This window comes from Streptomyces sp. VNUA24 (assembly GCF_029167005.1).
GTDB lineage: Bacteria > Actinomycetota > Actinomycetes > Streptomycetales > Streptomycetaceae > Streptomyces > Streptomyces scabiei.
Genome location: NZ_CP119143.1, coordinates 8,904,382 through 8,918,068 on the forward strand (window position 1 = coordinate 8,904,382; position 13,687 = coordinate 8,918,068).

General features: G+C 69.8%; 13 protein-coding genes. 9 read left to right on the forward strand and 4 right to left on the reverse strand.

Features of this window, described 5'->3' with window-relative positions; translation table 11 throughout:
- The first annotated feature begins 25 nt into the window (after nt 1-25).
- Nucleotides 26-1,609 carry an ABC transporter substrate-binding protein gene (locus PYR72_RS38260; protein WP_275459550.1) on the forward strand — a complete coding sequence of 528 codons (1,584 nt, stop codon included), beginning with the start codon at nt 26-28 and terminating at the stop codon, nt 1,607-1,609.
- Nucleotides 1,610-1,709: 100 nt separating this feature from the next.
- Here the strand turns inward: PYR72_RS38260 and PYR72_RS38265 are convergent, their stop codons facing one another.
- Together PYR72_RS38265 and PYR72_RS38270 are read right to left on the reverse strand one after the other, a co-directional pair.
- Nucleotides 1,710-2,381, reverse strand: a complete 672-nt coding sequence (locus PYR72_RS38265) for a response regulator transcription factor (RefSeq protein ID WP_005485214.1) — start codon at nt 2,379-2,381, stop codon at nt 1,710-1,712.
- Between the two features lie 115 nt (nt 2,382-2,496).
- Nucleotides 2,497-3,420: a RecB family exonuclease gene (locus PYR72_RS38270; protein ID WP_275459551.1), complete on the reverse strand. Its 924-nt coding sequence runs from the start codon at nt 3,418-3,420 to the stop codon at nt 2,497-2,499.
- A 220-nt stretch (nt 3,421-3,640) separates the two neighbouring features.
- Here PYR72_RS38270 and PYR72_RS38275 point away from each other — a divergent pair, with 220 nt between their 5' ends.
- The 3 genes from PYR72_RS38275 (at nt 3,641) to PYR72_RS38285 (ending at nt 7,643) form a co-directional block, all read left to right on the forward strand.
- Nucleotides 3,641-5,866, forward strand: coding sequence for a site-2 protease family protein (locus PYR72_RS38275; RefSeq protein WP_275459552.1), 2,226 nt, complete (start codon nt 3,641-3,643; stop codon nt 5,864-5,866).
- Nucleotides 5,867-5,919: 53 nt separating this feature from the next.
- Nucleotides 5,920-6,822: a tRNA (adenine-N1)-methyltransferase gene (locus PYR72_RS38280; RefSeq protein ID WP_037725588.1), complete on the forward strand. Its 903-nt coding sequence runs from the start codon at nt 5,920-5,922 to the stop codon at nt 6,820-6,822.
- Nucleotides 6,823-7,067: 245 nt separating this feature from the next.
- Nucleotides 7,068-7,643 (forward strand): hypothetical protein, encoded by a 576-nt coding sequence (locus PYR72_RS38285; protein WP_275459553.1) that lies wholly within the window; start codon nt 7,068-7,070, stop codon nt 7,641-7,643.
- Between the two features lie 90 nt (nt 7,644-7,733).
- On the opposite strand, the gene PYR72_RS38290 is transcribed toward PYR72_RS38285, so the two are convergent.
- Nucleotides 7,734-8,039 carry a ferredoxin gene (locus PYR72_RS38290; RefSeq protein WP_275459554.1) on the reverse strand — a complete coding sequence of 102 codons (306 nt, stop codon included), beginning with the start codon at nt 8,037-8,039 and terminating at the stop codon, nt 7,734-7,736.
- Between the two features lie 246 nt (nt 8,040-8,285).
- Here PYR72_RS38290 and arc point away from each other — a divergent pair, with 246 nt between their 5' ends.
- From arc to PYR72_RS38305, 3 genes are all read left to right on the forward strand, one after another.
- Nucleotides 8,286-10,052 carry a proteasome ATPase gene (gene arc, locus PYR72_RS38295; RefSeq protein WP_059082021.1) on the forward strand — a complete coding sequence of 589 codons (1,767 nt, stop codon included), beginning with the start codon at nt 8,286-8,288 and terminating at the stop codon, nt 10,050-10,052.
- Nucleotides 10,053-10,286: 234 nt separating this feature from the next.
- Complete coding sequence (gene dop / locus PYR72_RS38300) at nt 10,287-11,798, forward strand: depupylase/deamidase Dop (protein WP_343245553.1); 1,512 nt, start codon at nt 10,287-10,289, stop codon at nt 11,796-11,798.
- Nucleotides 11,799-11,986: 188 nt separating this feature from the next.
- On the forward strand, nt 11,987-12,202 hold the full coding sequence (locus PYR72_RS38305) for a ubiquitin-like protein Pup (protein WP_005485230.1): 216 nt from the start codon (nt 11,987-11,989) through the stop codon (nt 12,200-12,202).
- A gap of 299 nt (nt 12,203-12,501) precedes the next feature.
- Here PYR72_RS38305 and PYR72_RS43030 read toward each other — a convergent pair whose 3' ends face one another.
- Complete coding sequence (locus tag PYR72_RS43030; protein ID WP_319364548.1) at nt 12,502-12,675, reverse strand: hypothetical protein; 174 nt, start codon at nt 12,673-12,675, stop codon at nt 12,502-12,504.
- On the opposite strand from PYR72_RS43030, the gene PYR72_RS43035 reads away from it, so the two are divergent.
- Nucleotides 12,604-12,837 (forward strand): endonuclease VII domain-containing protein, encoded by a 234-nt coding sequence (locus PYR72_RS43035; protein ID WP_319364538.1) that lies wholly within the window; start codon nt 12,604-12,606, stop codon nt 12,835-12,837. The genes PYR72_RS43030 and PYR72_RS43035 overlap by 72 nt on opposite strands.
- Nucleotides 12,789-13,634 (forward strand): proteasome subunit beta, encoded by an 846-nt coding sequence (gene prcB / locus PYR72_RS38315; protein WP_275459556.1) that lies wholly within the window; start codon nt 12,789-12,791, stop codon nt 13,632-13,634. Before PYR72_RS43035 ends, prcB begins: the two co-directional genes overlap by 49 nt.
- Nucleotides 13,635-13,687: the final 53 nt, after the last annotated feature.

A 13,687-nucleotide genomic window follows, 5' to 3' on the forward strand; every position in this document is an offset into this window, starting at 1 on the left:
CACCGACGACACAAGGCATCCATACGTGAACATACGCACCCAGTGGCCCGTCCTGACCATCGCGACAGGGCTGGCCGCCGGCCTGCTGACCGGCTGCGGCTCCGACTCGGGGGGCCCGGGGGGCTCCGGATCCGACATCGTGATGGGGATGTCCGACGACGTCCTGGCCACCGACCCCGCCTCCGGCTACGACCCCGGATCGTGGCTCCTGTTCAACAACGTCTTCCAGTCGTTGCTGAGCTTCCCCAACGGCGCCACCGAACCCGAACCCGACCTCGCCGAGGAATGCGACTTCACGGACAGCGGCACCCGCGTCTACGAGTGCACCCTCAAGAAGGGTCTGAAGTTCAGCAACGGTGAGGCGCTCACCGCGAAGGACGTCAAGTTCTCCTTCGACCGCATGCTCAAGATCAACGACGACGCCGGCCCCGCGATCATGTTCCCCATGCTCGACAAGGTCGAGACCCCGGACGACCACACCGTCCGCTTCGACCTCAAGTACGCCGACGCCACCTTCCCCAGCAAGATCGCCTCCGGCGCCGGCTCGATCGTCGACGAGAGCTCCTACGACGCCGACGGACTCCGCAAGGACGGCGAGGCCGTCGGCTCCGGCCCCTACAAGCTGGATTCCTTCGGCGAGGACGAGGCCGTCTTCACCGTCAACGAGAACTACAAGGGCCCCGCCGACGTCGAGAACAGCGGCGTCACCCTCAGGTTCTTCCACGGCGACCAGGACGCCCTGAAGAAGGCCCTGCTGGAGGGCGACCTCGACGTCACCTACCGCGGCCTCAGCGCCTCCGACATCTCCGACATCGAGACCGACACCTCCACCGCCAGCGGCATCGACATCGTCGACGGCACCGGCGCCGAGGTCCAGCACCTCGTCTTCAACATGGACGACCCGGTCACCGGCAAGCTCGGCGTCCGCCAGGCCATCGCCTACCTCCTGGACCGGGAAGCCCTCGTCGACGAGGTCTACCAGGGCACCGCCACGCCCCTGTACTCGATCGTCCCGGCCGGCATCACCGGCCACAACACGGCGTTCTTCGACACCTACGGCGCCCGCCCCTCCAAGGACAAGGCCGAGGCCGCGCTCCGCGCCGACGGCATCACCGACAAGGTCGAACTGACCCTCTGGTCCACCCCCTCGCGCTACGGCCCCTCCACCGACCAGGAGCTGAAGGCCATCGCGAAGCAGCTCAACGCCAGCGGCCTGTTCGACGCCGACGTCAAGTCCGTCCCCTTCGCCCGGTACGAGAAGGACATCGCCGCCGGCAAGTACGGCGTCTACGTCAAGGGCTGGGTCCCCGACTACCCGGACCCCGACAACTTCACCGGCCCCTTCTTCGGCAAGGGCAACGTGCTGGACAACAACTACAGCAACGCCACCATCACCGGTGACCTCCTCCCCAAGACCGCCGCTCAGACCGAGCGCTCCGCCACGGAGAAGGAGTACGCCGAACTGCAGAACATCGTCGCCACCGACGTCCCCCTCCTCCCCATCTGGCAGGCCAAGCAGTACGCCGTCGTCGGCGACGACGTCTACGGCCTGGAGTACTGCCTGGACGCCTCCACCGTCTTCCGCTTCTGGGAGCTGAGCAAGGGCTGACACCCCACCACGGCACACACACCGAGGGCGCCCTCTCCACCGGAGGAGAGGGCGCCCTCGGCGCGTGCGACGCGGCGCGCGGCGCGCGCCGCGCTACGTGCTACTGGGCGCCGGGGCGCACCAGCCCGCTCTCGTACGCGTACACCGCCGCCTGCACCCGGTCGCGCAGCCCCAGCTTGGTCAGCACATGACCCACATGCGTCTTGACCGTGGTCTCGCTGACGAACAGGTCGGCGGCGATCTCCGCGTTCGACAGACCCCGCGCCACCAGCTTCAGCACCTCGACCTCACGGTCGGTCAGCGTGTGCAGCGTGTCCGGCACCGGCTCGTCGCCCGACGGCAGATGCTCCGCGTACTTGTCCAGCAGCCGGCGCGTGATGCTCGGCGCGAGCATCGCCTCCCCGCCCGCCACCACCCGGATCGCCTGCACCAGCTCATTGGCCGGCGCGTCCTTGAGCAGAAACCCGCTGGCCCCCGCCCGCAGCGCCTCCACCACGTACTCGTCCAGGTCGAACGTCGTCAGCACCAGCACCTTCGCCGGACCGTCCCGCCCGGGGCCCGTGATCTGCCGCGTCGCCTCCACCCCGTCCATCCGGGGCATCCGGATGTCCATCAGCACCACATCGGGCTGCAGCGCCCGTACCTGGTCGAGCGCCTGCAGACCGTCACCGGCCTCCCCGACGACCGCGATGTCCTGCTCCGCCTCCAGAATCATCCGGAAGCCGGTGCGCAGCAGCGGCTGGTCGTCGACCAGTAGGACCCGGACGGCCACGAACGTCTCCTTCGCTAGGGCCTGACGCGGAATCAGACCGTCTTCGGGCCCCCGCGGCCCGGACCTGATCACCGAACAGGCCCCGGGCCCCTCCGACGGATCTCCGCGGCGGGCCCTAGTCCGGCCCCATTCTGCCCTGTCCGCCGGCCTCCGACCCGGGCGGCCTCACCTGGAGCGGATACGGCGGGGGAGTGCCGCCGAACTCCGGACACACCGCCCGGTGGTCGCACCAGCCGCACAGCTTCGTCGGCCGGGGCCGCCAGTCGCCGCTCTCCGTGGCCAGCCGGATCGCCTCCCACAGCGCCAGCAGCTTGCGCTCCACCCGCTCCAGATCCGCGATCACCGGGTCGTACGTCAGGACGTCACCACTGCCCAGGTACACCAGCTGCAGCCGGCGCGGCACCACCCGCTTCAGCCGCCACACCACCAGGGCGTAGAACTTCATCTGGAACAGCGCGCCCTCCGCGTACTCCGGACGCGGCGCCTTCCCCGTCTTGTAGTCGACGATCCGCACCTCCCCGGTGGGCGCCACGTCCACCCGGTCGATGATCCCGCGCAGCCTCAGCCCCGACTCCAGCTCCGCCTCCACGAACAGCTCCCGCTCGGCGGGCTCCAGACGCGTCGGATCCTCCAGCGTGAACCAGCGCTCCACCAGCTGCTCGGCCTCGGCCAGCCAGCGCGCCAGCCGCTCGCCCTCCTCGTCGTCCGCGAACAGCTCCTCGACCTCCGGCCGGGTCTCCCGCAGCCGGTCCCACTGCCCGGGCACCAGCGACCTGGCGCGCGGCGCCGTCCGCTCCGCCGCCGGCGCGTCGAAGAGTCTCTCCAGCACCGCGTGCACCAGCGTCCCGCGTGTCGCCGCCTCGCTCGGCTTCTCCGGCAGCCGGTCGATCACCCGGAACCGGTACAGCAGCGGACACTGCATGAAGTCACTGGCGCGCGACGGTGACAGCGAGGCGGGCGGGGCGGCGGCCCGCGCGGCAGGACGGGCGTCCTCGCCGCCCACGGGGGCGGGGACGGTGCCGTCGGTGCTGGTTTCCATGACCTCAGACCATACGGCCCACCACTGACAGTGACAGCCACGGGCCCGCTCCGCCGGCCGGCCGACGTGCCCCTGCCGCGCAACCCGTGTGCCCGGGGCGACGCGGGGGAGAAAAGAGGGGGTGCCGGGGCGGAACACGCCCCGGTGACCGCATAGCATCGACGGCAGACCCTTCCGCCCGGCCACCGGGCGCGGAAGACGCTTCGAACGAGGGGACATCGTGGAGACGAGCGGCGGGAGCGGGCAGCCGCGGTCCGACAGCGACGAGGCGCCCGAGCGCGCGCACCGCGACGAGGCCGAACCACCGGCGACGAGCGGCGCCCCCACCCCGGCCCCGCACGAGCCCCCCGCCCCCGCCGAACCCCTCGACGCCCCCGGCACGCCGCCGGCCGCCCGACCCGACGACGCCCCCGCCGACCAGGACGCCGCCGCGGGCCAGAGCCACGCCGGCCCGGAGGACGCGCAGGACGGCACCGGCCGGTCCGGCGCTTCGGGCCAGAACCTCGCCGATCCCGCCGAGGGTCCCGTCCCCGCAGAGGCCCCCGGAGCGCCGGCCCCCGAGCGGACCGGCACCCCCGAGCGGACTGGCACCCCCGGGACGCCGGCAGCCGCCCGGCCAGGCGGCGATCCCGCCGACCAGGACGCCGCCGCGGGCCGGAGCCTCGCCGGCCCGGAGGGCGCGCAGGACCCCACCGGCCGGCCCGCCGCCCCGGGCCGGAGTCCCGCCGATCCCGCCGAGGGTCCCGCCCTCGCAGAGGCCTCCGGAGCGCCGGCCCCCGAGCGGACCGGCACCCCCGGGGCGACGGCAGCCGCCCGGCCAGGCGGCGATCCCGCCGACCAGGACGCCGCCGCGGGCCAGAGCCTCGCTGACCCGGAGGGCGCACAGGACGGCACCGGCCGGTCCGGCGCTTCGGGCCGGAACCTCGCCGATCCCACCGACGCGCAGGACACCCCCGGCCGCGACGGCACCCCGGAGCCGTCCCCCACCGCCGGCGACCCCTCGGCGGCCCAGGCGCCCGAGCCTTCCTCGCAGCCGCAGCCGCAGCCGCAGCCGCAGCCGCAGCCGCAGCCGCAGCCGCAGCCGCAGCCGCAGCCGCAGCCGGAGGCTCAGCCCCAGTCGGAGCCGGCGCCCGCCCCGGACCCGGGCCCCGCCCCGGACCCGGACCCCGCGTCTCCGCCCCCGCCCCCCGTCGGCCTGGACAAGGCGCCCGAGGACGAACGGGAGCGCACAGCGGCATTCACGCGCCCCCACGCCCACACGGACGACCCCAAGCCCGCCGGGCGCCGCCCCAAGGAGCCCGGCGGCGGCATCCTCATGGGCCGCCCCTTCGGCGTGCCCGTCTACGTGGCCCCCAGCTGGTTCCTCGTCGCCGCCCTGATCACCTGGGTCTTCGGGGGCCAGCTCGACCGCGTCCTGCCCGAACTCGGCGCCCTGCGCTACCTCGTCGCCCTCTTCTTCGCGGTCGCCTTCTACGCCTCCGTCCTCGTCCACGAACTCGCCCACACCATCGCCGCCCTGCGCTACAAACTGCCGGTCCGCCGCATCCAGCTCCAGTTCTTCGGCGGCGTCTCGGAGATCGAGAAGGAGTCCGAGATCCCCGGCCGCGAATTCGTCCTCGCCTTCGTCGGACCGCTGCTCTCCCTCGTCCTCGCGGGCGTCTTCTACCTCGCCCTGATCGCCGTCGAGCCCGGCACCGTCCCCGGCGTCCTGCTCGCCGGACTGATGGTCTCCAACCTGATCGTGGCCGCGTTCAATCTGCTCCCCGGCCTCCCCCTCGACGGCGGCCGCATGCTCCGCGCCGTCGTCTGGAAGATCACCGGCAGTGCCATGAGCGGCACCGTCGCCGCCGCCTGGGTCGGCCGCGCCCTCGCCCTCTCCGTCCTCGTCGGACTGCCGCTCCTCACCCAGTCCGGCCTGCTCGGCTCCGCCGCCGAGGACAGCGTCGGCATGGACACCGTCCTCGACGCCCTGCTCGCCGCGATCCTCGCCGCCATCATCTGGACCGGCGCCGGCAACAGCCTCCGCATGGCGCGCCTGCGCGAACACCTGCCCGAACTCCAGGCCCGCGCCCTCACCCGCCGCGCGGTCCCCGTCGAGACCGACACCCCCCTCTCCGAGGCACTGCGCCGCGCCAACGAGGCCGGCGCCCGCGCCCTCGTCGTCGTCGACCCCGACGGCGAACCCCTCTCCCTCGTCCGCGAGGCCGCCATCGTCGGCGTCCCCGAGCACCGCCGCCCCTGGGTCGCCGTCAGCGGCCTCGCCCAGGACCTCACCGACGGCATGCGGGTCTCCGCGGAACTCGCCGGCGAAGAACTCCTCGACGCCCTCCGCGCCGCCCCCGCCACCGAGTACCTCGTGGTCGAGGACTCCGGCGAGATCTACGGCGTCCTCTCCGCCGCCGACGTGGAACGCGCCTTCGTCAAGGCGATGGCCAGGCCCAGCTGACCTCCCGCCCACCGTGGTCGGCGGCCCCCGCAATCGCCGGTAGGGTGGGTCACATGTCCGAACCGACCGGTGCCGCCCGCCGTCGCGGGCCCTTCAAGGTCGGGGACCAGGTCCAGCTCACCGACCCCAAGGGACGCCACTACACGTTCACGCTCGAAGAGGGAAAGAACTTCCACACCCACAAGGGTTCCTTCCCGCACGACGAGCTGATCGGTGCTCCCGAGGGCAGTGTTGTCCGCACCACGGGGAACGTCGCCTACCTGGCGCTCCGCCCCCTGCTCCCCGACTACGTCCTGTCCATGCCCCGCGGCGCCGCCGTGGTCTACCCCAAGGACGCGGGGCAGATCCTCGCCTTCGCCGACATCTTCCCCGGCGCCCGCGTCGTCGAGGCCGGCGTCGGCTCCGGCTCGCTCAGCAGCTTCCTGCTGCGCGCCATCGGCGACCAGGGCATGCTGCACAGCTACGAGCGCCGCGAGGACTTCGCCGAGATCGCGCAGGCCAACGTGGAACGCTACTTCGGCGGCCCCCACCCCGCCTGGCAGCTCACCGTCGGCGACCTCCAGGACAACCTGAGCGACACCGAGGTCGACCGCGTCGTCCTCGACATGCTCGCCCCCTGGGAGTGCCTCGAAGCCGTCTCCAAGGCCCTCGTCCCCGGCGGCATCGTCTGCTGCTACGTGGCGACCACCACCCAGCTCGCCCGGACCGTCGAGTCCATCCGCGAGATCGGCTGCTTCAACGAGCCGAGCGCCTGGGAGTCGATGATCCGCAACTGGCATATCGAGGGCCTCGCCGTCCGCCCCGACCACCGCATGATCGGCCACACCGGCTTCCTGCTCACCGCCCGCCGCCTCGCCGACGGCGTCGAGCCCCCCATGCGCCGCCGCCGCCCCTCCAAGGGCGCCTACGGCGAGGACTACACCGGCCCCAACGCCGACGGCGGCTCCGGCCGCTGAACCACCGGCCACCGGGGGACGGCCCACACCGTCCCCCGGCGCCGCGGACGGCCGCCCGCCGGACAACGCGCTCCCGGCGTGCCGGAGTTCCAGGAGGCGCCCGCGAACTCCGGCACGCCGCCCACCCGTTGACGCGCCACCGGAAAGCCGCGGAAACCACCCACCCCACCGTTCCACCCCCGCTGTGACGTGTGGCACCATGCGGGTCACCCCCACCGGCACAGCACCCCCAGGAGACGCTCCTAGTGCAGCAATCCGCCGTCCCGGAACTGGCACACGCGCAGACCCGCCCCATCCACTGGCTCGCCACGGCCACCGCCCTCGCCGGAGTCGTCGCGCTGTCGTCCGCCCTCCAGCCCGACGCGGCACGCGCGGCCCAGCCCGTCACCAAGGCGGACCCCGCCCCCGCCGTGGTGGCGGCCCCCGAGCCCACCGAGGCCGACCTCCCCCTCGACTGCGGACCCGTCGGCATCGTCGTGAAGAAGAAGGCGTCCGGGGACCTCGACGGGGACGGCCGCCCCGAAACCGTGGCCGTCGTGCACTGCGACGCCAGCATGGGCACCCCGCCCGACGGCGTCTACGTCCTCACCCGCTCCACCGACGCCGCCCGCCCCCGCGTCGTCGCCACCCTCGTGAACCCGAAGAACCGCGAGACCGTGACCGGCCTCGCCGTCCGTGACGCCGCCGTCACCGCCACCCTGCACGGCTACTCGTCGGCCGACGTACCCAACTGCTGCCCCGACGTCACCGACCCCGTCAAGTGGCAGTGGCGCAACGGGACGTTCGTGCGCTCGACGCCCGCCGGAGCACAAAGCGTCTGACACCGCCCACCCCCGGGCGAACGAGAAGTGATCACCCGGCAAACCCGCTGTGAGAAAGCAGACACATCCCGACGCGGAGTGCCCGGCCGGTCACTCCGCGTCAGGCCCGAACACCTCGACGCTGTCCGAAACGCGACGTACATGGATGCACTCGCCCGGACACTCCTTCGCGGAGTCCACCACATCCGTGAGAAGCGGCAGCGGAACGGGCGTTGTCGCCCCCGGGGCCTGCAACAACTCGTCGCCCGCGCCCTTCACGTACGCCAGCCCGTCGATGTCCAGCTCGAAGACCTCGGGCGCGTACTGCACACAGATACCGTCACCGGTGCAGAGATCCTGGTCGATCCAGACCTCCAGCGCCTCACCCTCGGCCACGGCCTCCTGCTGCACGGTCATCTCTCCTGTCCGCCTAGATCGCCGAGCCGCTCGGGAACGATGCAGGCTCTGACGGGTGTTGAACACTTCGACCCTACCCGGGGCGGCTTCCCGAGCATGTTCGGTGGGTATTCCCCTGGCGTGAGGGAGAGCGCAAGGGTGAAGATCGGACACACCCCGACCGTCTTTGTGATCTAGGGGTTTCAATCGACACCCACCCAGGTAGGGTCTGGAAGCGTCCAGCTCCCCTTGGAGGAGGTGAGGACCGTGGCAGCCCACGACGACGACATGAACCGCGGCATCCGCCCGGGACGAGGGTCCGACGACCCGTCCGGGCAGATTGCCTACCTTGAGCAGGAGATCGCCGTCCTGCGGCGCAAGCTCGCCGACTCTCCGCGACACACGAGGATTCTCGAAGAGCGGATCGTCGAGCTGCAGACCAATCTGGCCGGCGTGTCCGCGCAGAACGAGCGGCTCGCCAACACCCTCCGCGAGGCCCGCGACCAGATCGTGGCCCTCAAGGAGGAAGTCGACCGGCTCGCACAGCCGCCGGCCGGCTTCGGTGTCTTCCTCGCGGCGAACGAGGACGGCACCGCCGACATCTTCACCGGCGGCCGAAAGCTCCGCGTGAACGTCAGCCCCAGCGTCGACCTGGAAGAGCTCCGGCGAGGCCAGGAAGTCATGCTCAACGAAGCTCTCAACGTGGTCGAGGCCATGGAGTACGAGAGCGTCGGCGACATCGTCACCCTCAAGGAGATCCTCGAGGACGGCGAACGCGCACTCGTCCAGGGGCACACCGACGAGGAACGGGTGGTGCGGCTCGCCGAGCCCCTGCTGGACATCACCATCCGCCCCGGCGACGCCCTCCTGCTCGAACCCCGCTCCGGCTACGTCTACGAGGTCGTGCCCAAGAGCGAGGTCGAGGAACTCGTCCTCGAAGAGGTCCCCGACATCGGGTACGAGCAGATCGGTGGCCTCGGCAACCAGATCGAGATGATCCGCGACGCGGTCGAGCTCCCCTACCTCTACCCGGACCTGTTCAAGGAGCACGAACTGCGCCCGCCCAAGGGTGTCCTGCTCTACGGACCCCCCGGATGCGGAAAGACGCTCATCGCCAAGGCCGTCGCCAACTCCCTGGCCAAGAAGGTCGCCGAAGTCACCGGCCAGGCCCAGGGCAAGAGCTTCTTCCTCAACATCAAGGGCCCCGAGCTCCTCAACAAGTACGTCGGCGAGACCGAGCGACAGATCCGCCTCGTCTTCCAGCGTGCCAGGGAGAAGGCCAGCGAGGGCACCCCCGTCATCGTCTTCTTCGACGAGATGGAATCCCTCTTCCGCACCCGCGGCTCCGGCGTCAGCTCGGACGTGGAGAACACCATCGTCCCGCAGCTGCTCGCCGAGATCGACGGCGTGGAAGGTCTGCAGAACGTCGTGGTCATCGGCGCCTCCAACCGCGAGGACATGATCGACCCCGCCATCCTGCGCCCCGGCCGGCTCGACGTGAAGATCAAGATCGAGCGTCCGGACGCCGAAGCGGCCAAGGACATCTTCCAGAAGTACCTCACCGAGCGTCTCCCCCTGCACACGGACGACCTCGGCGAACACGGCGGCTCCAAGGCCACCACCGTCCAGAGCATGATCCAGACGGCAGTGGAACACATGTACGCCGAATCCGAGGAGAACCGCTTCCTGGAAGTCACCTACGCCAACGGAGACAAGGAAGTCCTCTACTTCAAGGACTTCAACTCCGGCGCCATGATCGAGAACATCGTCGGCCGCGCCAAGAAAATGGCGATCAAGGACTTCCTCGACAAGAACCAGAAGGGCCTGCGCGTCTCCCACCTCCTCCAGGCATGCGTGGACGAGTTCAAGGAGAACGAGGACCTGCCCAACACCACCAACCCGGACGACTGGGCCCGAATCTCCGGAAAGAAGGGCGAACGGATCGTCTACATCCGTACCCTGATCACCGGAAAGCAGGGCGCGGACACGGGACGCTCCATCGACACGGTGGCGAACACCGGACAGTACCTGTAAAACACAGGGCGGCTGCGGGTGCCCTCACCGGGTACCCGCAGCCGACTGTTTTCCAGGCACGAGCCGGAGCGAGGCAATGACGCAAATGATCTCCCCACCAGCGCGAAGCCGTTCTAGGCTCGTTCGTACCGCCGAGTCGCGCAGTGCGGGGACGGGCACCGCACACGCACCGGAGCGCCAGCGGTACTTGAGCGGCGTCCCCGACCGAGGACGCCGCCGGGCAAGGAGGGCCGCATGACCGTACGGCGAGTAATGGGCATCGAGACGGAGTACGGGATCTCCGTCCCCGGCCACCCCAATGCCAATGCCATGCTCACCTCGTCCCAGATCGTCAACGCCTACGCAGCGGCGATGCACCGGGCCCGCCGGGCCCGCTGGGACTTCGAGGAGGAGAACCCGCTGCGGGACGCGCGAGGCTTCGACCTCGCCCGCGAGTCCGCCGACTCCAGCCAGCTCACCGACGAGGACATCGGCCTCGCCAACGTCATCCTCACCAACGGCGCGCGGCTCTACGTCGACCACGCCCACCCCGAATACAGCGCACCCGAGGTCACCAACCCCCGCGACGCCGTCCTGTGGGACAAAGCCGGCGAACGCATCATGGCCGAAGCCGCCGAACGCGCCGCCCAGCTCCCCGGCGCCCAGCCGATCCACCTCTACAAGAACAACACCGACAACAAGGGCGCCTCCTACGGCACGCACGAGAACTACCTGATGAAGCGGGAAACCGCCTTCTCGGACATCGTGCGCCACCTCACCCCCTTCTTCGTCTCCCGCCAGGTCTTCGCCGGCGCCGGCCGCGTCGGCATCGGCCAGGACGGCCACGAACACGGCTTCCAGCTCAGCCAGCGCGCCGACTACTTCGAGGTCGAGGTCGGCCTGGAGACCACGCTCAAGCGCCCCATCATCAACACCCGCGACGAACCCCACGCCGACGCGGAGAAGTACCGCCGCCTCCACGTCATCATCGGCGACGCGAACCTGTCGGAGATCTCGACCTACCTGAAACTGGGCACGACGGCCCTGGTCCTCTCCATGATCGAGGACGGCTTCATCGCCGTCGACCTGGCTGTCGACCAGCCCGTACGCACCCTCCACCAGGTCTCGCACGACCCGACCCTGCAACGCCTCATCACGCTGCGCAGCGGACGCACCCTGACCGCCGTACAGCTCCAGATGGAGTACTACGAGCTGTCGCGCAAGTACGTGGAGGAGCGCTTCGGGGCCGACGCGGACGATCAGACCAAGGACGTCCTGTCCCGGTGGGAGGACACCCTCAACCGCCTGGAGAACGACCCCATGAGCCTCTCCGGAGAGCTGGACTGGGTCGCCAAGCGGGAGCTGATGGAGGGCTACCGGCGCCGTGACGGCCTCGACTGGGACGCCGCCCGACTCCACCTCGTCGACCTCCAGTACGCCGACGTGCGCGCCGAGAAGGGCCTCTACAACCGTCTGGTGGCCCGCGGCAAGATGAAGCGGCTGCTGACCGAGCAGGACGTCGACGAGGCCCGTACGAAGCCGCCGGAGGACACCCGTGCGTACTTCCGCGGTCGCTGTCTGGAGCAGTACGCGGACGACGTCGCGGCGGCCTCCTGGGACTCGGTGATCTTCGATCTGCCGGGCCGGGACTCGCTCCAGCGCGTCCCAACCCTCGAACCGCTTCGCGGAACGCGAAATCACGTCAAGGAGCTCCTGGACCGCTGCCGCACGGCAGAAGACCTGGTCAGGGTGCTTTCCGGGCACTGAACCGGGGTTCAATCGTGATCAGCCGGGCAGGGTGGAAACACCGCCGTCCGGGAATCATCGAGGTGGCCCCCGGACGTTGTGGAAACAACGGGGCCAATGTCGGACCCGGCTTGTAGGGTCTGATCATCACCGATCGGCAGGAATGCCGACCTGTCGACCATGTCGGGCAACAGAGCGGGGTGAGGGTTATGGCGACCAAGGACACCGGCGGCGGCCAGCAGAAGGCCACCCGTTCCACCGAGGAGACCGAGGCGGCGCCGGAGGCGCAGGCATCGGAGGACCTCAAGGAGCGGCAGGAGAAGCTCAGCGACGACGTGGACTCTGTACTCGACGAAATCGATGATGTACTCGAGGAGAATGCCGAGGATTTCGTGAGGTCCTTCGTTCAGAAGGGTGGAGAGTGATTTCACCTTTGATTCAAAGGTGAAATCGGGGGAAGCTCGGATTGAACGAAGAGTCAGAGGCGAGGCGTTGCTCGCGGTGCAGGCAAGACCTTCCGCGTACGGCATTCGCGAGCAACAAGTCCATGCCAGATGGCCTCCAGGCGTACTGCCGGGAGTGCTCTGCCGAGTACTACCGGCAGCGTCAGGAAGCCAAGGGGAAGAAGGTCCGCGCGAAGGTCTTCGTACCGTCGGGATATAAGCGGTGTCCGCAGTGCGAAGAGGTGAAGCCTCACTCGGAGTGGGAGCCCAACAAATCGTCTTCAGACGGCTGGGCCAGTTACTGCCGTGAATGCCGCGCTGTACGGAATCGGATCAGCTACTTCAAGCGCAAGTACGGTCTCACGCCAGCCGAGTTGGACATGATGATCGCCGAGCAGCAGGGCATCTGTTGTATCTGTCTTGCTGCTCCAGCCGAGCATGTGGATCACTGCCACGAGACGGGTAGGGTCCGAGGCGTACTGTGCTTCAGCTGCAACGCGGCGCTGGGGCAGTTCAAGGATCGGCCCGACGTCATGAGGCGGGCTGCGACATATGTGGAAGGAAACGCGTGGAAGCCAACACTCGTAGCACCGGGCGTCTACCAGCTGCCTTCCTGACGCCTGGGTCGTCGTCCTTCATGGACTTCCTGTCGGACCACCAGCCGGAGCTGCTGCCCGGCAAGCGGCAGCTGCCGCCGACCCAGGGTGTCATCGAAGCTCCGCACGGCACGACGATCGTGGCCGTGACGTTCCCCGGTGGTGTGGTGCTCGCCGGTGACCGCCGGGCCACGATGGGGAACATGATCGCCCAGCGGGACATCGAGAAGGTGTTCCCGGCCGACGAGTACTCGGCCGTCGGTATCGCCGGCACGGCGGGCCTGGCCGTGGAGATGGTGAAGCTGTTCCAGCTGGAGCTGGAGCACTTCGAGAAGGTCGAGGGCGCGCAGCTGTCGCTGGAGGGCAAGGCGAACCGGCTGTCGACCATGATCCGTTCCAACCTGGGCATGGCCATGCAGGGTCTGGCCGTGGTCCCGCTGTTCGCCGGTTACGACGTGGACCGGGACAGGGGGCGGATCTTCTCGTACGACGTGACGGGCGGTCGTTCCGAGGAGAGCGGTTACGCGGCGACCGGTTCGGGCTCGATCTTCGCGCGCGGTGCGATGAAGAAGCTGTTCCGTGCCGATCTCTCCGAGGACGAGGCGACGACCCTGGTCGTCCAGGCCCTCTACGACGCGGCGGACGACGACTCGGCGACCGGTGGTCCCGATGTGGCCCGCCGGATCTATCCCATCGTCACCGTGATCACCGAGGACGGCTTCCGCCGGCTCACCGACGAGGAGTCCTCCGAGATCGCCCGTTCGATCCTGGAGCGGCGTCTGGAGCAGCCGGACGGTCCCCGGGCCGCGCTGCTCTAGCCGGTCCGGCCCGACGGCCCTCCTTATCAAGGTGATCCAGTGACTCCGACAGA